This window comes from Kribbella yunnanensis, assembly GCF_039529655.1.
In the GTDB taxonomy this organism is placed as follows: domain Bacteria; phylum Actinomycetota; class Actinomycetes; order Propionibacteriales; family Kribbellaceae; genus Kribbella; species Kribbella yunnanensis.
On record NZ_BAAANF010000005.1, the window covers coordinates 155,433 to 172,288 of the forward strand.

Annotated in this window: 21 protein-coding genes; 15 read left to right on the forward strand and 6 right to left on the reverse strand. The window is 67.7% G+C overall.

What is annotated here, in order from left to right; all coding sequences use genetic code 11:
- Positions 1–6: 6 nt before the first annotated feature.
- From nth to ABD231_RS09510, 6 genes are read left to right on the forward strand one after another with little or no spacing between them, the layout of a single operon-like run.
- Positions 7–798: an endonuclease III gene (nth, locus tag ABD231_RS09485; protein ID WP_344148250.1), complete on the forward strand. Its 792-nt coding sequence runs from the start codon at positions 7–9 to the stop codon at positions 796–798.
- A complete protein-coding gene (locus ABD231_RS09490) occupies positions 795–1,373 on the forward strand; it encodes a TlpA family protein disulfide reductase (protein ID WP_344148253.1) in 579 nt (192 codons plus the stop codon). The genes nth and ABD231_RS09490 overlap by 4 nt, the downstream gene beginning before the upstream one ends.
- Positions 1,370–2,131, forward strand: coding sequence for an NUDIX hydrolase (locus ABD231_RS09495; RefSeq protein ID WP_344148256.1), 762 nt, complete (start codon positions 1,370–1,372; stop codon positions 2,129–2,131). Before ABD231_RS09490 ends, ABD231_RS09495 begins: the two co-directional genes overlap by 4 nt.
- Positions 2,128–3,300 (forward strand): MarP family serine protease, encoded by a 1,173-nt coding sequence (locus ABD231_RS09500; RefSeq protein ID WP_344148259.1) that lies wholly within the window; start codon positions 2,128–2,130, stop codon positions 3,298–3,300. The genes ABD231_RS09495 and ABD231_RS09500 overlap by 4 nt, the downstream gene beginning before the upstream one ends.
- Positions 3,301–3,351: 51 nt before the next feature.
- The gene (locus ABD231_RS09505; protein ID WP_344148262.1) at positions 3,352–3,846 is read left to right on the forward strand and encodes a SigE family RNA polymerase sigma factor; all 495 of its coding nucleotides are present in this window, start codon (positions 3,352–3,354) and stop codon (positions 3,844–3,846) included.
- A 1-nt stretch (position 3,847) separates the two neighbouring features.
- Entirely contained in the window at positions 3,848–4,447 is a 600-nt protein-coding gene (locus ABD231_RS09510) for a hypothetical protein (protein ID WP_344148265.1), read from the forward strand.
- On the opposite strand, the gene ABD231_RS09515 is transcribed toward ABD231_RS09510, so the two are convergent.
- The 4 genes from ABD231_RS09515 to ABD231_RS09530 form a co-directional block, all read right to left on the reverse strand.
- Positions 4,434–5,288 carry an alpha/beta fold hydrolase gene (locus tag ABD231_RS09515; RefSeq protein ID WP_344148268.1) on the reverse strand — a complete coding sequence of 285 codons (855 nt, stop codon included), beginning with the start codon at positions 5,286–5,288 and terminating at the stop codon, positions 4,434–4,436. The genes ABD231_RS09510 and ABD231_RS09515 overlap by 14 nt on opposite strands.
- Positions 5,289–5,341: 53 nt before the next feature.
- Entirely contained in the window at positions 5,342–5,734 is a 393-nt protein-coding gene (locus ABD231_RS09520; protein WP_344148271.1) for a phage holin family protein, read from the reverse strand.
- 31 nt (positions 5,735–5,765) lie between these two features.
- Positions 5,766–6,953: a Na+/H+ antiporter NhaA gene (nhaA, locus tag ABD231_RS09525; protein WP_344148274.1), complete on the reverse strand. Its 1,188-nt coding sequence runs from the start codon at positions 6,951–6,953 to the stop codon at positions 5,766–5,768.
- Between the two features lie 69 nt (positions 6,954–7,022).
- On the reverse strand, positions 7,023–7,976 hold the full coding sequence (locus ABD231_RS09530; protein WP_344148277.1) for a glutathione S-transferase family protein: 954 nt from the start codon (positions 7,974–7,976) through the stop codon (positions 7,023–7,025).
- A 187-nt stretch (positions 7,977–8,163) separates the two neighbouring features.
- Between ABD231_RS09530 and ABD231_RS09535 the strand changes: the two genes are divergently transcribed.
- The 3 genes from ABD231_RS09535 (at position 8,164) to ABD231_RS09545 (ending at position 10,240) form a co-directional block, all read left to right on the forward strand.
- The gene (locus ABD231_RS09535) at positions 8,164–8,922 is read left to right on the forward strand and encodes a GntR family transcriptional regulator (RefSeq protein ID WP_344148280.1); all 759 of its coding nucleotides are present in this window, start codon (positions 8,164–8,166) and stop codon (positions 8,920–8,922) included.
- Between the two features lie 272 nt (positions 8,923–9,194).
- On the forward strand, positions 9,195–9,827 hold the full coding sequence (locus tag ABD231_RS09540) for a nucleotidyltransferase family protein (protein ID WP_344148314.1): 633 nt from the start codon (positions 9,195–9,197) through the stop codon (positions 9,825–9,827).
- Positions 9,824–10,240 carry a hypothetical protein gene (locus tag ABD231_RS09545; protein WP_344148283.1) on the forward strand — a complete coding sequence of 139 codons (417 nt, stop codon included), beginning with the start codon at positions 9,824–9,826 and terminating at the stop codon, positions 10,238–10,240. The genes ABD231_RS09540 and ABD231_RS09545 overlap by 4 nt, the downstream gene beginning before the upstream one ends.
- Positions 10,241–10,691: 451 nt before the next feature.
- On the opposite strand, the gene ABD231_RS09550 is transcribed toward ABD231_RS09545, so the two are convergent.
- Positions 10,692–11,354: a sugar isomerase domain-containing protein gene (locus ABD231_RS09550; protein ID WP_344148286.1), complete on the reverse strand. Its 663-nt coding sequence runs from the start codon at positions 11,352–11,354 to the stop codon at positions 10,692–10,694.
- Positions 11,355–11,400: 46 nt separating this feature from the next.
- Positions 11,401–12,015, reverse strand: a complete 615-nt coding sequence (locus ABD231_RS09555) for an NAD(P)-dependent oxidoreductase (RefSeq protein ID WP_344148289.1) — start codon at positions 12,013–12,015, stop codon at positions 11,401–11,403.
- A gap of 51 nt (positions 12,016–12,066) precedes the next feature.
- On the opposite strand from ABD231_RS09555, the gene ABD231_RS09560 reads away from it, so the two are divergent.
- The 6 genes from ABD231_RS09560 (at position 12,067) to ABD231_RS09585 (ending at position 16,805) form a co-directional block, all read left to right on the forward strand.
- Positions 12,067–12,420 carry a winged helix-turn-helix transcriptional regulator gene (locus ABD231_RS09560; RefSeq protein ID WP_344148292.1) on the forward strand — a complete coding sequence of 118 codons (354 nt, stop codon included), beginning with the start codon at positions 12,067–12,069 and terminating at the stop codon, positions 12,418–12,420.
- Between the two features lie 26 nt (positions 12,421–12,446).
- A complete protein-coding gene (locus ABD231_RS09565; RefSeq protein WP_344148295.1) occupies positions 12,447–13,058 on the forward strand; it encodes a hypothetical protein in 612 nt (203 codons plus the stop codon).
- 185 nt (positions 13,059–13,243) lie between these two features.
- Positions 13,244–15,172 carry an acetate--CoA ligase gene (gene acs / locus ABD231_RS09570; RefSeq protein WP_344148317.1) on the forward strand — a complete coding sequence of 643 codons (1,929 nt, stop codon included), beginning with the start codon at positions 13,244–13,246 and terminating at the stop codon, positions 15,170–15,172.
- A 59-nt stretch (positions 15,173–15,231) separates the two neighbouring features.
- The gene (locus ABD231_RS09575; protein WP_344148298.1) at positions 15,232–15,879 is read left to right on the forward strand and encodes a hypothetical protein; all 648 of its coding nucleotides are present in this window, start codon (positions 15,232–15,234) and stop codon (positions 15,877–15,879) included.
- Positions 15,876–16,319, forward strand: coding sequence for a hypothetical protein (locus ABD231_RS09580; protein ID WP_344148301.1), 444 nt, complete (start codon positions 15,876–15,878; stop codon positions 16,317–16,319). The genes ABD231_RS09575 and ABD231_RS09580 overlap by 4 nt, the downstream gene beginning before the upstream one ends.
- A gap of 63 nt (positions 16,320–16,382) precedes the next feature.
- Positions 16,383–16,805: a MarR family winged helix-turn-helix transcriptional regulator gene (locus tag ABD231_RS09585; RefSeq protein ID WP_344148304.1), complete on the forward strand. Its 423-nt coding sequence runs from the start codon at positions 16,383–16,385 to the stop codon at positions 16,803–16,805.
- Positions 16,806–16,856: the final 51 nt, after the last annotated feature.

Below are 16,856 nucleotides of genomic sequence, written 5' to 3' on the forward strand. Positions count from 1 at the left end.
GCTGGTATGCCATCCCAGCGTGTCGCGGAAGCCGTCGTACACCCCGTCCCCGGGGCCTTGGAGACGGTGATGCTGAAGCTCCCCCGTAAGGCCCCGGTGTTCGCCGAGGAGACGTCCAGCCAGCTCGTCCGGCGGGCCCGGAAGATGCACAAAGTGCTCACCGACACCTACCCGGACGCGCACTGTGAGCTCGATTTCACGACTCCGCTCGAGTTGCTCGTGGCCACCATCCTGTCCGCCCAGACCACCGATGTGATGGTCAACAAGGTCACCCCGACTCTCTTCGCGAAGTATCCGACGGCCCAGGCGATGGCCGAGGCCGACCGCGAGGAGATGGAGGCGATCCTGAAGCCGACCGGTTTCTTCCGCGCCAAGACCAACAGCGTGATGAAGCTCGGCCAGGTCCTCGTCGACGAGTACGACGGGGTTGTCCCAGGCAAGCTCGAGGAGCTGGTGAAGCTCCCCGGGACCGGTCGCAAGACGGCGAACGTCGTCCTCGGCAACGCCTTCGACATCCCCGGGATCACCGTCGACACGCACTTCGGCCGGCTGGTCCGCCGGTTCGGCTGGACCGAGGAAGAGGACCCGGTCAAGGTCGAGCACATCATCGGCGACCTGTTCCCGAAGAAGGACTGGACGATGCTCTCGCACCGGCTGATCTTCCACGGCCGCCGCCGCTGCCACGCCAAGAAGCCCGCCTGCGGCGCCTGCCCGATCGCCCAGTGGTGCCCGTCGTACGGCGCTGGTCCGACCGACTACGAGTCCGCCGCGAAGCTGGTGAAGGTCCCGGCCGCGTGAGGCGCGTGCTGGCGGCCGCCGTCCTGGCCACGGTGCTGGCAGGCTGCGGAACAGGAACAGGAGCAGGAGCCGGTACGCCGGGTTCCGGGGCGAGCGCGATTCCCGGAGCCGACAAGTTGGTCGCCTGCCCGCCGACCGAGTCCCGGCCGCCGGTGAGCAACGGTCTGCCCGACATCACGCTGCCCTGTCTCGGCAGTGGGCCGGATATCCGGCTGGCCGACCTCCGCGGCCCGCTGGTGATCAACGTGTGGGCGCAATGGTGTCCGCCGTGCCGCGACGAAGCGCCGTACCTGGCGGCCGTGCAGAAGAAGGCCGCCGGCAAGCTCCAGATGCTGGGGATCGACTACGTGGACACGCGGCCGGAGCTGGCCGTGAAGTTCGCGCTCGACCGCGGGCTGAACTATCCGCACCTGGTCGACCGCGAGAAGCTGGTGCGCACGCCGTTCAAGGTCGGCGGCCCGCCGGTGACGGTCTTTGTGGACAAGGACGGCAAGTTCACGCTGCACAACGGGGCGTTCACCTCGCAGCAGCAGTTCGAGCAGTCGATCAAGGACCGGCTGGGGGTTTCGCTGTGACGTTCGACGACGTACAGATCCCGGACTGGCTGCGTCCGCTGGCGAAGGCCTCCGCGGACGTCGACCCGAACCTGCTGTCCCGCTTCCTGCCGCCCGACGACCCGTCGGTGCGGAACTCCGCCGTCCTCATCCTGCTTGCCGAAGGCAACGACGGTCCCGAGGTGCTGCTGACCGAGCGCTCCTGGACGATGCGCAAACATGCCGGGCAGATCGCGTTCCCGGGCGGTGGCGTGGATCCCGAGGACGGGACCGGTGCGGAAGGCCTGGTCCGGACCGCGCTGCGGGAGGCCTGGGAGGAGACCGGGCTCGATCCGGACGGCGTCGTACCGTTCGCGACCTGGCCCGCGCTCTGGGTCCCGGTCAGCAACTTCGGCGTGACCCCGGTGCTGGCCTGGTGGCGGACGCCGTCCCCGGTGGCCGTGGTGGATCCGGCCGAGGTGGCCTCGGTGCTCACTGTCCCGGTGCAGACGTTGGCCGACCCGGCGCTGCGGGTCACCTGCCGCCATCCGTCCGGGTTCACTGGGCCGGCGTTCCTGGTCGGTGACCTGTTCGTCTGGGGATTTACCGCCGGGCTGCTGGACAAATTGCTGCTGCTCGGCGGCTGGGCGCGCGACTGGGACCCCTCGAACGTCGTACCTTTACCCGACCGACTGGTCGAGGCGGCCTGGCGGAGTGAGGGACGCCGTTCGGAGGACGTACGGCGGATGACCGCCATCGAGCACGACCTCGGCGGGAACGATCCGGAGGGTGTGGAGTGAGCAACCTCGACTGGGCGCTGGTGGTCGTCACGCTGCTGGTGGCGATCTCGGGGTACATCGAAGGCTTCGTGCTGGGTGCGTGTGCCACCCTCGGCCTGCTCGGCGGCGCCGCGGTCGGCGTCTGGGGCGTACCCCGGGTGCTGGACAACTTCTCGCCGAGCGTCTCGGTGTCGTTCGCCGCCCTGGTACTGGTGGTGATCCTGGCCTCGATCGGCCGGACGGTCGGCGCGATAGTCGGGTCGAAGCTGCGCAACAAGATCTCCTGGAACCCGGTCAAAGCGGTCGATGCGCTCGGCGGCGCCGTACTGGCCGCTGCCTCGGTCCTGATCGTCTCCTGGGTTCTCGGCGTCGCGGTGAGCGGCGCGCGGATCCCCAGCGTCACGTCCGCGGTCCGCGGGTCGGCGGTGTTGGCCAAGGTCGACCAGGTGCTGCCGAGCGGTGCCGACAAGGCGCTGCAGGCCTTCAACGACGTAGTGAACACCGATCTGTTCCCCCGCTTCCTCGACCCGTTCGTACCGGAGCGGATCCGCGACACCCAGCCGCCGGACAGCGCGATCGCGCGGCAGCCCGCCGTACGGCAGGCCTACAGCCGGATCGCCAAGGTCACCGGCGTGGCCAACTGCTCGCGCGGTCTCGAGGGCAGTGGGTTCGTCTACGCCCCGCAACGCGTGATGACGAACGCGCACGTCGTGGCCGGCGTCAGCGCACCGCAGGTCGAGGTGAACGGCAAGTCCTACGAGGCGAACGTCGTACTGTTCGATCCCGAGGTCGACATCGCCGTCCTGTACGTGCCGAAGCTGGACATCAAGCCGCTGCAGTTCGATTTCACCGCGAAGGCCGACGACCCGGCCGTCGTCCTCGGCTACCCGGAGAACGGCCCGTTCGACTCCGAGCCGGCCCGGATCCGCTCCGAGGAGCGACTGCGCGGCCCCGACATCTACGGCGACCGCACGGTCACCCGCCAGGCCTTCTCGATCTGGGCCTCGGTCCGCCCCGGCAACTCGGGCGGCCCGCTGCTGTCCTCCAAGGGCACCGTGTACGGCGTGGTCTTCGCGGCCTCGGTCGAGGACAACCGCACCGGTTACGTGCTGACCGCCGAGCAGGTCTCCGACGACGCCCGCGACGGCGCATCTGCGACTCAAGAGGTCTCCACAAAAACCTGCACGTAGGGATGCAGCAGATCCGCCCGGTCGCCGCGTTCGAGGAGTGTGACGGCAACCATGGACGGAACGGTGACGTACGACGAACTGGTGCGCGCGACCGAGCGCCGGCTGATCCGCCTCGGCCTGATGCTGACCGGCAACCTGCACAGCGCCGAGGACCTCGTGCAAACCGTCCTCGCCCGGGCACACCGGCGCTGGGACCGGATCAGCGGTCTGGATCACCCCGAGGCCTACCTGCGCACGATGGTCGTCAACGAGTTCCTCAGCTGGCGCCGAATCCTCAAGAACCGTGAACTCCCGCTCGCCGAACCGCTCGACAGACCCTCCGACGAGGACATCGGCTCCCGCCAGGCGCTCAAAGACGCGACCTGGCAGTTGCTGACAACTCTGCCGAAGCAGCAACGCGCCGTACTGGTTCTCAGGTACTACGAAGACCTGTCCGACGACGAGATCGCCACCATCCTCGGCGTCGCCACCGGCACGGTCCGGTCGAACGCATCCCGGGCCCTGGCCAACCTGCGCGACCACCTGTCCACCGAGGAGGAAGACTGACATGCCCAAACTCACCGACGACCAGCTCGGCGATCTCCTCCGCGAGACCTTCGCCGACCACGCCACAGATTCATTGCCAGCAGCAACCAAACGCCGGCATCTCGCCCCGATCCTGATCGCAGCCGCCGCCGTACTCGCGGTGCTGGGCGGTGTCGTCTACGGCGTTCAGCGCACCGACGAACAACCTCCGGTCGCGACCTCGACGCCATCGACCGTGCACTTGTCGGACACCGCTGTCTGGGCGATGGCGATCCGCCGCATCGCGCAGGAGCACGAACCGGCCGGCGGCTGGAAGGCAGTCCGGCTCTACCAGCCAGGTCCCAGACACAGCACCCTGCAGCCGGACACATCGACCGGCCGGGCGCACACCGAGAACGCGCAGGTCATTGTCCCGGTAGCGGCGCAACGGCAGCAGATCGCGCAGTTCCTCGATGATCTGCCGTCGGTCCAGTGGGCTGAAGGGAACCCGTCAGTCTGCCCCAAGGACATTGCCCAGATCATCGTGCTCCCGATCGTGCAGGACGGGTCTGGCCGTTTGGTGAAGGTCAGCATCACCTACGGCTGTACGACGTCCGATTCGTACAGCGTCAAGGTTGTCTGAGGTCGCCCAACCAGTCCAGCAACTGAGTGTTGAAGAGCTCCGGGGTTTCCTCGTGGGGGAAGTGGCCGGCGGGGGTGATGAGTTCGTGCCGCAGTGGCGCCGTGACCAGGTGGGCCGGCGTCGTTGCGGTGGGGGAGACGGCCGGGTCCTGCGCTCCGTTGATCTGCAGGACCGGTACGGCGACCGGTGTGCGCATGCGGGCCGAATACTTCCGGCCGTCCGGGCGGAAGCGGGATCGGGCGAACCAGCGGTGGTATTCGAGCGCACAATGCGGTGCCGGCCAAACCTGCAGTGCCGCGCGATACCGCCGTGACGCCTCCGCGTCAGGGAACGAACCACCGGGGGCCGCCCAGTCGCGGAGCAGTTGCTCGATATGTACGCCGTCCTGCGCGAGCAACCGTCGTTCGGGCAGGACGGGGAGCTGGAACCACGCCGTACGGCGCATGGCTTGTGCACGGCCGGATCGCGCCAGCAGCAAGGGATGTGGGGCCGACACGGCCGCTAGTGCGCCGACCTGACGCGGCGCCAGTACGGCGGCCGACCACCCGATGAAGCCACCCCAACCGTGGCCGACGACCACCGCATCCGACGCCCCGAGTGAGCGGATTACGCCCGAGACATCAGCGGCCGCGGTGTACGGGTCATAACCACGGGGTGTCTTGTCACTGGCGCCGTACCCGCGCAGGTCCATGGCGACCGCGCGATAGCCGGCAGCCGCCACGACCGGGAGCTGATGCCGCCAGGCCCACCAGAATTCCGGGAAGCCGTGCAGGAAGAGTACGAGCGGATCATCGGCCGCTCCGCACTCGGCGACGTGGAACCGTGCCCCGTTCGCCGCCACCAGCGAGTGCGACCAGGGCCCGTCGACCAGCAGGTCGACGACACCCGCCGGGCTCAGTCGCCCTTGCCGATCGCCTTGAGCACCTCGACGGACTCCTTCGAGGTCTCGATCGCCCGCTCCGGGCCCTTCGCCTTGCCGAGCGCGCGCTTGCCGAGCAGCACCAGCACGCCGGCGATGATCAGATAGACCACAGCGGCCGCCACGAACGCGAGCGCCGGGTGCAGGCCGATCGCCACGAAGGCGTAGCCCAGCGCGATGGACAGCAGGATGATCGCGAGCAACCCCAGGAAGGCCGCACCACCGAACATCCCGGCGCCGGTCCCGGCCGCGACCGCGGTCTTCTTGAGCTCGGTCTTGGCCAGCTCGACCTCGCTGCGGACCAGGTCGGACAGGTCCTTGCTGGCCTTGGCCACCAGTTGGCCGACCGTGGGCTCGTCCCCGCTCATGGTGCTCCTTCCGTGCGTCCGTGCTCCGACACTACCGTGCGTACCGGCGGTTGCGACGCACGAGTAACACCGAGGCGAGTAGCGCGGCCAGCACGGAGGCGATCAGTACGGCGGCCTTCGCGCGCTCGACCTGCGCGACATCACCGGCGAACGCGAGCTGCGCGATCAGCAGCGCGACGGTGAACCCGATTCCGGCGAGCACCGACACCGCGGCGACATCCCGCCACTCGAGGTCGTTGTTCAGCTCGGCACGGGTGAAGCGCGCGGTCAGCCACGATCCGCCGAAGACCCCGATCGCCTTGCCGACCAGCAGTCCCGCGGCGATCCCGATCGCGACCGGGTCGGTCACGAGCTGCCGGATCGCGTCACCGCTCAACGTCACACCGGCCGCGAACAACGCGAACACCGGTACGGCGACGCCCGCCGACCACGGGCGTAGTCGATGCTCGATGCGCTCGGCCGGAGCGTGTTCCTCGCCCGGATCCGCGACCACCCGGGTGACGAACCCGAGCGCGACACCGGCGATCGTGGCGTGGATCCCGGACTCGTGCATGAACCACCAGGTCGCGACCGCGATCGGGACGTACAGGAACGCCGTACGGATGCGGTAGCGCTGGAGGACGTACCAGACCACGATCAGGGCGGCGGCCGCGAGCAGCGGGAGTAGGCGGAAGCCGTGGCTGAAGAAGACCGCGATGATCAGGATCGCGCCGAAGTCGTCGACGACCGCGAGCGTGAGCAGGAATGCTCTGAGTGCGCTCGGCAACGATGAGCCGACGATCGCCAGCACCGCCAGGGCGAACGCGATATCCGTTGCCGTGGGCACCGCCCACCCCTCGGGCCTGCCGTCCTTGAGGTTGACGGCGAGATAGATGATTGCCGGGAGCACCATTCCGCTGATCGCCGCGACGACCGGGACGACGGCTTCGCTGACCTTCGACAACGAGCCGACCACCAGCTCCCGCTTGAGCTCGACACCGGCCAGGTAGAAGAACAACGTGAGCGCGCCGTCGGAGGCCCACGACTCGACCGTGAGCGGTCCGAGCTGCAGTTCCCGCAGGTGGTGGTACGCGTCCTGCCACGGTGAGTTCGCCCAGATCAACGCGACCACCGCAGCGCTGAGCAGCAGCATTCCACCGGTCGTCTCGGCACGCAGGGTGTCTGCGACGAAATCGCGCTCGCGGCCGAGCAGATTCGGGAAGACGCGTCGGGTGCTCATCGGGGCCCTTCGGCTGTGTGTGGGGTCGGTCGACTCATCGCCGACCAGACTTCCCGGCACACCTGATCGTCAGTCTACGTGGGTCCAGACTGCTGCCTCCGGGCCTTTCGGCACGATCCCGGTCGGATTGATGGTGTTGTGTGTCACGTAGTAGTGCCGCTTGATCTGGTCGAAGTCGACCGTCTCCCCGAACCCTTCGCGCTGGTAGAGCCGGCGCGCGTAGGCCCACAGGTGCGGGAACTCGGTCAGCTTGTTCCGGTTGCACTTGAAGTGACCGTGGTACACCGCATCGAACCGCACCAACGTGGTGAACAGCCTGACGTCGACCTCCCGCAGCGTGTCGCCGAGCAGGTAGTCGCGGTCGCGCAGCCGCTCCTCGAGTACGTCGAGCCGGGCGAACAGAGCGTCGTACGCCGCCTCGTACGCCTCCTGGCCGGTGGCGAACCCGCAGCGGTAGACGCCGTTGTTCACGTCGCGGTAGATCTCGTCGATCAGCTGGTCCATCTCGGCCCGATCGTCGGGGATCAACTGCGGTGCGCCATCCTGGTGGTGGTCGACCCATTCGGTCGACAGGTCGAGCGTGATCTGCGGGTAGTCGTTGGTGACCACCAGCCCGGTCACCGTGTCGACGATCGCGGGCACGGTGACACGGCCGTCGTACGACGGGTCTGTGCGCAGGTAGGCCTCGGACAGGTACTGGATGCCGAGGACCGGGTCCCGGTCGTCGGGGTCGAGCGTGAACCGCCAGCCCTTCTCGTCGCGGACCGGGTCGACCACGGCCAGGCTGATCGCGTCCTCGAGCCCGAGCAGCCGCCGTACGATCACCGAGCGGTGCGCCCAGGGACAGGCCAGACTGACGACCAGGCGGTACCGCCCGGGCTCGACCGGCCAGCGCCCTTCGGCGTCCGGACCCTCGCCGGGGGACGAGGTGGAAGCGCGGCTGATCCGGTCGGTGAACCGGTTCCCCTGCCGCTTCCACTCGCCGTTCGATCCACTTTCGTTCACGAACTGTGCGCGACGCATAACGTTAAAACTACCCTGACTCGTCACTGGCCGTGAGTCGGTGGCAGCGGTTACAGTCGGGCTGACATGGTCCACCGCGACAGCGCCGTCGCGGAGTCCAGAAAGCACCCGATCGATCAGCACGACGGTCGCGGTCAGCGCCCCCGGCAACCGGTTTGCCGGCCAGAATTCCAGGGATACTGAGCTCATGGCCCGCCCACGGAACAACCCCGGCGACCTCGCCGATCTCCCCACGGAGCTGCGGCCCGACCGGCCCAAGGGTGACCAGATTCGCGAGATCCTGGAGAACCTCACCCGCTCACTGGCCGTCGGTACCGTGCTCCCCTCGGAGCGCGTCCTGGCCGAGCGCTTCGGCGTGGCTCGGATGACAGTGCGCCAAGAGGTCGACCGCGTAGTGGCCGAAGGCCTGGCCGCCCGCCGCCCCGGCGGCGGCACCTTCGTCGCCGAACCGCGCCCGTCGAGGATGCTGGCCTCCTCCTTCAGCCAGGACATGGTCGCCCGCGGCATCACCCCCGGCGCCAAAGTCCTCGAACACCGAGTAGGCGCCGCCGACGACACCCTCGCTCGCGAGCTCGAAGAGCCCCTGGGCACCCCCGTCCTGCACCTGGTCCGCCTCCGCACCGCCGACGGCGAACCCATGGCCATCGAGCGCACCGCCCTCTCCCTCCGCCGCTACCCCGGCCTGGAAGAAGTCGACCTGGCCCAGAACTCCCTCTACGGCATCCTCGCCGAACGCTGGGGCGTAGCCCTAGGCATGGTCTCCGCCTCCATCGTCGCCGCCCCACCCGAAGGCGACGACGCAGAGCTCCTGGAGATCCCGCCCACCACGCCCTGCCTCATCATCACCTCAGCCCCCCGCACCGCCTCCGGCGAAGTCATCGAATTCGGCCGAAGCACCTACCGCTCCGACCGCTACGACATCACCGTGGCCTACCGAGCTACGTAGTTTCTTCCCCCAGCGTGCTACGCGGTCACTCCTGCGTCGCGCCCACTACGCGCGCTCCCGCCCGCCCTCCACCTTCCTCCGGGCTACCGCCCGGGACCTGCGGGCTGCCGCCCGCGATCGACTGCGTCGGCTGGAGTGGTGAGTACCCGAACTGTGGTGATGAGCGACTTCCTGAGCGTCATCGACTGTCTTGATCACTTGCTGCAATCGGCACCACGGTGCCGATATCGGCACAGTAGTGCCGATATCGGCACTATAGTGTTGCCGTGGACATGTCGAACCCCGTCAGCACAGTGCTCACCTCCTTGGAGGGTGCAGTACTTCAAGTGCTGGCCCGCACAACAGCTCCACTGACCGGGAGCAAGGTCCATCAGTTGGCAGCAGTTGGCAGTGAGACGGGGACGCGGAAGGTGCTGCGACGGCTTGCGACTACCGGACTTGTCAGCGCGACGGAGGTCGGAGCCGCAGTGCAGTACACGCTGAACCGCGATCACCTGGCGGCGCATGCCGTTATGGAACTGGTGTCGCTGCGTCAGCGGCTGTTCGACTCAATCAGTGCGGCGATAGAGACGTGGCAGGTCAAGCCGGACCATGCGAGCGTCTTCGGTTCAGCGGCGCGGGGCGACGGCGACGTCGACAGCGACATCGATCTGCTGATCATCCACGGTTTCGGTGAAGACCCGACTCAGGAGCGGCTCGACCAGGTCGACGATCTTGCCGACCAGGTGTACCGCTGGAGCGGCAACCACCTGCAGGCGTACACGCTCGACCGGCCGGGGTTTCTCCAGCACATCCGGGCGGACGAGCCGATCGTCAAGGACTGGCGGCGCGATGCGGTCACCGTCTACGGAGCAGACTTCCGGACGTTCATGAACGCCCTCGTCCGTGATGAGGCTGGGCAGTGACCCCGCAGACAGGCCGCACGCAGGAATGCAATCGCGGGCAAGCGGTCGTGCGCCTGAATCAGGCACGGGCCTTCTTGGAAGCTGCTGAGCTCGTCGGCATGGTCGATGACGAGCTGGCCAACGACAATGTTGCCGCTGCTATGGCAGTACTCGCTGGCATCGCGGCCGCCGACGCGGCTTGCTGTGCGACACTCGGGCGCCGCTCTCGGGGACAGGACCACCGACAGGCGATCCGGCTGGTCGAGCAGGCAGGTGCCGATGGCAAGATCTTGGCGAAGGCGCTCGGGCGTTTGCTCGACATCAAGGACGGTGCGCATTACGGCATGGTCTACGTCGGTACTCAGCAAGCCAAGGCGGCCTTGAAGAGCGCGACCATTCTGGTCGAAGGAGCATCCCGTTTGGTCACGCTGTAGCCCGAAGAGAGGTCGAGCGGGCGGGGCCTGTGTGATACGCCGCGGACCGCCAGACCATCACAATTGTCAGTCGCCGCCTCGCCCCACGCCTCAGGTGCAGGTTCGGCGAGCAGTTGTGATGGCCTGCAGGTCCGGCCAACACCAGTTGGCCGGTGGTGCGTGACGCCAAGGACACGTAGTGGTGCCTCGCTGGACAACTTGAGTGCTGCTCACAAGCGCGGGCGATCGTCCGCCGGCCGACTAGTACGTTTCCTTAGCGCCATCCAGGCGCGCCCGCGGCGGAACATTCCCCATCACCACCCGTCGTCATCGGGAAGACGCCAAGCCCGGGTTGTCGATCGCGAGCGGGAGCGAGCAGGCCCGGGCGATAGCCTGAAGGAAGGTACGGGTGGGCGGGTGCGCGCGGAGCGGGCGCGACGCAGGAGCGACTGCGGGAGCGTGCGGGGGAGACTCAGGCGTTCAGACTGCGAAGGATGTTGGGTTTCTCCAGGCGGCTGACGATTTCTACGGTCAACGCCTGGACGAGCATGGCGCCGATCATGGTGGAGGTGGCGCCGGTTCGTTCGGGGGTGGTGTCGACCGCGATGATCGCGTCGCCGGGGACTCCGCAGTTGTCGATGACTACGTCGGCGGTTTCGAAGAGGCGTTGGCCGGTGGGGGCTCGGGAGGTTACCGCGGTGGTGTGGGCCATTGAGGTGAGGGCGATGACGTGGGCGCCGCGCTCCCGGACTCCCAGGGCGAACTCGACGGGTACGGCGTTCCGGCCGGAGTTCGAGGCGATCAGTACGACGTCGCCGGCCTCGATGTCGTTGGTTTGCAGCAGTACGTCGGCCAGCCCGGGGAGCCGTTCGAGCAGCGAGCTCTTCGCCAAACCCTCATGCAGCATCAGGCCCGGTTCAAGAACGGCCCGTACGTCGGCCAATCCGCCCGCGCGGCCGTAGAGTTCCTCGGCGATCAAATGGCTGTGGCCGGTTCCGAAGACCCAGAACCGGTGGCCGCTGGTCATCGCCTCGACGACCAGAGCGGCCGCGACTTGGATTGCTCCGGTCTGGGTCTCGGCCGCGCGGTGTGCGATCGCCAGTGCCTGCTGCAGGTACTCCGAAGCCCCGGTCATGCGCGCGAATTTACCGCCGATCCGGGGCGTCGGGCGAGCATTCGAACTAGACCACTTGCCCCGCAACGACCCCGATGGCCGCCCGATGGTGCTGCGGCCGATCCACCTCGTCCACGAGCGCGATCGCGAGATCGGCGTACGAGATCAGCTCGCCGGCCGACCCCGGCGCGACCCGATAGCTGCCCGTCCGGTCCGGCGCAGCGTGATTGAAGTCGCCGGTCGGTGCCACCGAGACCCAGTCGAGCGTCGAGGCCCGGAAGACGTCGAGTGCTGCCTGGTGGGCCAGGAAGAACGGCCGGTACTCGTTCGGATAGTCGCCAGTGTCCATCAGCAACGTCCCGTCCGCGGTCGGCAGGATCGACGACAACCCGACCCACACCAGCCGCTCGACCCCCGCCTTCGACAACCCATCGACCAACGAGGAAGCGGCTCGAGGGAAGAACGCGGTCGGATCCGAACCACCGTCGTACACCGCCGCGATCACCGCATCCTGCCCCGCCGCCAGCTCCGCAATCCGATCCACATCAGTCACGTCACCGACGACCAGACCGTCACCGCCGGTACGCGCAACCGCGGTCACCTCGTGCCCTCGCCGTACCGCCTCCGAAACAGCTGCTTTGCCTGCGCGCCCACGGGCGCCGATCACCAAGATTCTGCTCATGCCGGCGACTGTAAAAAACGACGTGGTTACCGGTTGGATACTGTGGAAGGCATGGAGGCGTTGCGCGCGGACATGTTCGACGAGATCTGCCCGTCGACCCTGCTCCCGTTCCGGATCGGCCCGGACAAGTGGTCAGCCCTCGTGATCAAGTGCCTCGAGGACGGTCCGCGCCGGTTCTCCGAGCTCCGCGTCCCGCTGGCCCGCGTCACCCCGAAGGTGCTGACCCAATCCCTGCGCGCCCTCGAGCGGGACGGCTTCATCCGCCGTACGGAGGAAACAACCCCGGTACGACGTGTCACCTACGAGCTCACCGATTTGGGGCGCGGCCTGCTCCAACAGGTCTATTTGCTCTGCGACTGGAGTTCCGAGCACTGGGACGAGCTGCTCGACGCGCGCGAATCCTGACCCTCGGCGGCCCCTAACCTGCGGCAATGCCGCCCCTGAGGCTTGTCGCGATCGTTGCCGTCCTAGTCCTGGTTGCAGCCTGCGCGCAGCCCGAGGCCAGGTATCCGCAGAGCCTCGCTCCGTGCGACCTGCTCCCGACCGAGGCCGCACACAAGCTCACCGACGTCGGCGCGAAACTCGGCGGACCGCAGCCGAAGGAGTCGCAGTTCATCGTGCCGGACGACTTCTGCCTGTGGCGCTACAAGCAGGAGAAGGCGCATTTCTGGTCGGACTACAAACGCGGCCCGGTCGAGCGCAGAGTGTTTCTCGATGTGAACGTCATCTCGGCCGACAGTGGGGGCGCGCCGAAGGCGTCGACCAGCTTCGCCGAGGAGCGGGCACGGCGGCACCAGAACGATGAGCGCGACGTCACCATCCCGGGGATCGGTGACGAAGCGTACGCAGTCACGCCGCTGATCTTCGAGAAGCGTCCCGAAACGACCGTGGAGTTCCGCCGCTCGAACGCCCTCGTGACGGTCACCCTCTCGGGAAGCGATTGCTGTGTCGGCAACGGCAAGGCCGACATCCCGCCGGACAAACGGCGAAAGCTGGTGGTCGCCCTGGCCCAGGCGGTCGACGACTACCTGCTCCAGCGGTGAGACCACCCGTCGTACTGGTCGTTCTGTTCGGCGCAGCAGGAGGGCAGCTCGGCGATACCAAGGTTCCGTGGACGGGTCTGCGTTGGTAGAAAGGGGTCGGGCGCTCCGACGCGCCGAAGCCACGAGGAGGAGTCGCCGACGTGACGAATGCAGAGTCACCGCAGTCCGAAGCCCTGTCGAACCTGATGCACGAGGAGCGTCGGTTCGAGCCGCCGGCCGAGCTCGCGGCGAACGCGAACCTGAAGGCGGACGCGTACGAGCGTGCCGAGGCCGACTTCGAGGGGTTCTGGGCCGAGCAGGCCAAGCGGATCACGTGGGCCGTCGAGCCGACCGAGACGCTGGACTGGAGCAACCCGCCGTTCGCGAAGTGGTATGCCGACGGCAAGCTGAACGCGGCGTACAACTGCGTCGACCGGCACGTGGAGAACGGCCTCGGCGACAAGGTCGCGTACTACTTCGAGGGTGAGCCCGGTGACACCCGCGAGATCACCTACGCCCAGCTGAAGGACCAGGTCAGCCAGGCGGCGAACGCGCTGCTCGAGCTGAACGTCCAGCCCGGCAACATCGTCGCCATCTACATGCCGATGATCCCCGAGACGGTCGTGGCGATGCTCGCCTGCGCCCGGATCGGCGCTCCGCACACGGTCATCTTCGGCGGGTTCTCCTCCGAGGCGCTGAAGGACCGCATCCTCGACTGCGACGCGCGCGTCGTGATCACCTCCGACGGCGGCTACCGCCGCGGTGCACCGGCCGCGCTGAAGCCGGCGGTCGACGCTGCGCTGGTGGACTGCCCCGACGTACGCAACGTGCTCGTGGTGAACCGCACCGGCCAGGAGACCGCCATGGTCGACGGCCGCGACCTGTGGTGGGAGGACTTCGTCGGCAAGCAGTCGACCGAGCACACCCCGGAGGCGTTCGACGCTGAGCACCCGCTGTACGTGATGTACACGTCCGGCAGCACCGGCAAGCCGAAGGGCATCCTGCACACAACCGGCGGGTACCTGGTCGGGACGTCGTACACGCAGTGGGGCGTCTTCGACCTGAAGCCGGAGACCGACGTCTACTGGACGGCGGCCGACATCGGCTGGGTCACCGGCCACAGCTACATCGTGTACGGCGCCCTCGCGAACGCGACCACGTCGGTGCTCTACGAAGGCACCCCGGACACGCCGCACCAAGGTCGCTGGTGGGAGATCATCGCGAAGTACAAGGTCTCGATCCTGTACTGCGCTCCGACCGCGATCCGCACGTTCATGAAGTGGGGCGCGGACATCCCGGCGAAGTTCGACCTGTCGACGCTGCGCGTGATCGGGTCGGTCGGCGAGCCGATCAACCCGGAGGCCTACGTCTGGTACCGCGAGCACATCGGCGGCAACAACGCGCCGGTCGTCGACACCTGGTGGCAGACCGAGACCGGTATGCACATGATCTCCCCGCTGCCCGGCGTGACCGCCGGCAAGCCGGGTGCCGCAATGAAGGCGATCCCCGGCGTGAGCGTGGACGTCGTCGACGACGCCGGCAAGTCGGTGCCGAACGGTTCCGGCGGCTACCTGATCATCGACAAGCCCTGGCCGTCGATGCTGCGCACCCTGTGGGGCGACGACGAGCGCTTCAAGGACACCTACTGGTCACGCTGGCCGGGCGTCTACTTCGCCGGTGACGGCGCCAAGAAGGACGAGGACGGCGACATCTGGCTGCTCGGCCGGGTCGACGACGTGATGAACGTATCCGGTCACCGCCTGTCCACAACCGAGATCGAGTCCGCCCTGGTCTCACACCCGAAGGTCGCCGAAGCCGCCGTAGTCGGCGCCTCCGACCCGACCACCGGCCAGGCCATCGCCGCCTTCGTCATCCTCCGCTCCGAAGCCGGCGACGGAGGCCCCGACGTAGTCCAGGAACTCCGCAACCACGTCGCCAAGGAAATCGGCCCGATCGCCAAACCCCGCCAGATCATGGTCGTCGCCGAACTCCCCAAGACCCGCTCCGGCAAGATCATGCGCCGCCTCCTCCGCGACGTAGCCGAAAACCGCGAGGTAGGCGACGTCACCACGCTGGCCGATTCCACCGTCATGGACCTGATCAAGACCAACCTGTCGAAGTCCGACGAGGACTGACACCACGCCGTACGACGTACTGAGGCCCCAGGACCCTTCTGGGGCCTTAGTGTTTTCGTGTGCTGGAAGCGAAGCGGATCGAGCAGACGAACCAGGAGCGGTCGGGGCTGGCTCAGCAGTGGGGGTGGCGGTTTCGGGCGGATGCGCCGGAGCTGGCGGATGTGTGGCGGGTGTTGCCGTTTACGGAGCGTGGGGATCAGCGGATCGCGTTCGGGGCGGTGGACGGGCTGTTCAACCAGCTGCCGTTCGTGGCGTTCGACTTCCATCGGCGGCCGACGGTCACGCATGTTCATGATGCGTGGACGAACAAGGAGGTCAACACGCTCGACTCCGTCACCATCGACTCGGTGTGGGTGGTGAAGCTGCCGATGGCGTTGCCGTTCTTCCAGATCGCTTCGAGTACGGACCCGGCGTTCGACGTCGACCCTTATCCGGAACCGCAGACGCCGGACCGGAAGTTCAACCGGTGGTACAAACTGATCGACACCGATCCGAACGTCGCGGCGTACTTCCTGCACCCCGAGCTGATGCAGTTCATGCGGAAGCAGAAGCTGCACACCTGGGCGGTTGTCGGGGACGACCTGCTGGCGATGGAGCACCCGATCTTCGGGCGGACGAAGCCGGACGCGATCGTCGAGACGCTGGGCAAGCTCGTACAGCTGGTCGGGCTGCTGCCGTTCCAGGCCTTCGCTCCGCCGCCGCGATGACTGCGTTCGTCGCGATCATCCATGCTGGGCTGGCCGCTGCCTGGGTTGGCGGGATGGCGTACTCGCTGTTCGTCGTCCAACCCAAGCTCAAGCGGTACTTCGGTCCGGACGCGGCCGGTCGTGAGTCGCTCACCACGGTGATTGCCTCCGGCAACCGGTGGAAGGTGGTCGGGCTGATCGCGGTGATCGCGCTCAGCGGGCTCGGTCTACTGCTGCTCGACGACTTCGCGCACTGGTGGATCCACGCGGTCAAGGGCATGCTGTTGCTGATGGCAACAGGTATCTTCTGGTACGTCTCCTGGAAACACTGGCCGGCCCGTGTCTTCGCCACCGCGCCCGAAGTGCCCGCCCTGCAACGCCGCCTGATCCGGCTCGCCACCATCATGCTCGGCCTGGCCGCACTCGCCTTCGCCCTCGGGGTACTCGCAACCCACCTATGACGTTCACCACTGGGCCGTAGGCGAACGCCCGCCGGTATGCCAGGATCGAGCCTCACATCGGAGGTGATCGCATTGGAGCAGGAGACCCTGCAACTGCTGGTGAGCATGCACCGGATCGTCCGGTACTTGCGCCGGAGCCGAAGTTCCGTCCTGCACCCGACCCAGTTCCTCGCCCTGATGCTGGTCGCCGACGAGCAACCGATCCGGATCGGCGAGATCGCCGCCCGCGTCCCCTGCTCCCAGCCCACCGCGACCACGACGGTCGCCGCCCTCGAAGAAGCCGGCCTGGTCCGCCGCGAACCCGACCCCGTCGACGGCCGCGCCACCGCCGTCGTACTGACCGAGGCCGGCGCCACCACCGTCGCCGACTCCGGCCGCCAAGCCGCCGAGGAACTCGGCAAACTCCTGCACCGCCTCGACCCCGAAGAACGCACCCTCGTCCTCAACGCCGGCGAACTCCTCAACCGCCTAGCCCGCGACCTCTGACCCCCCACCGCTCCAACCCCGCCCCGCCGTCCCCGCCCGCCCCGCCCGCCC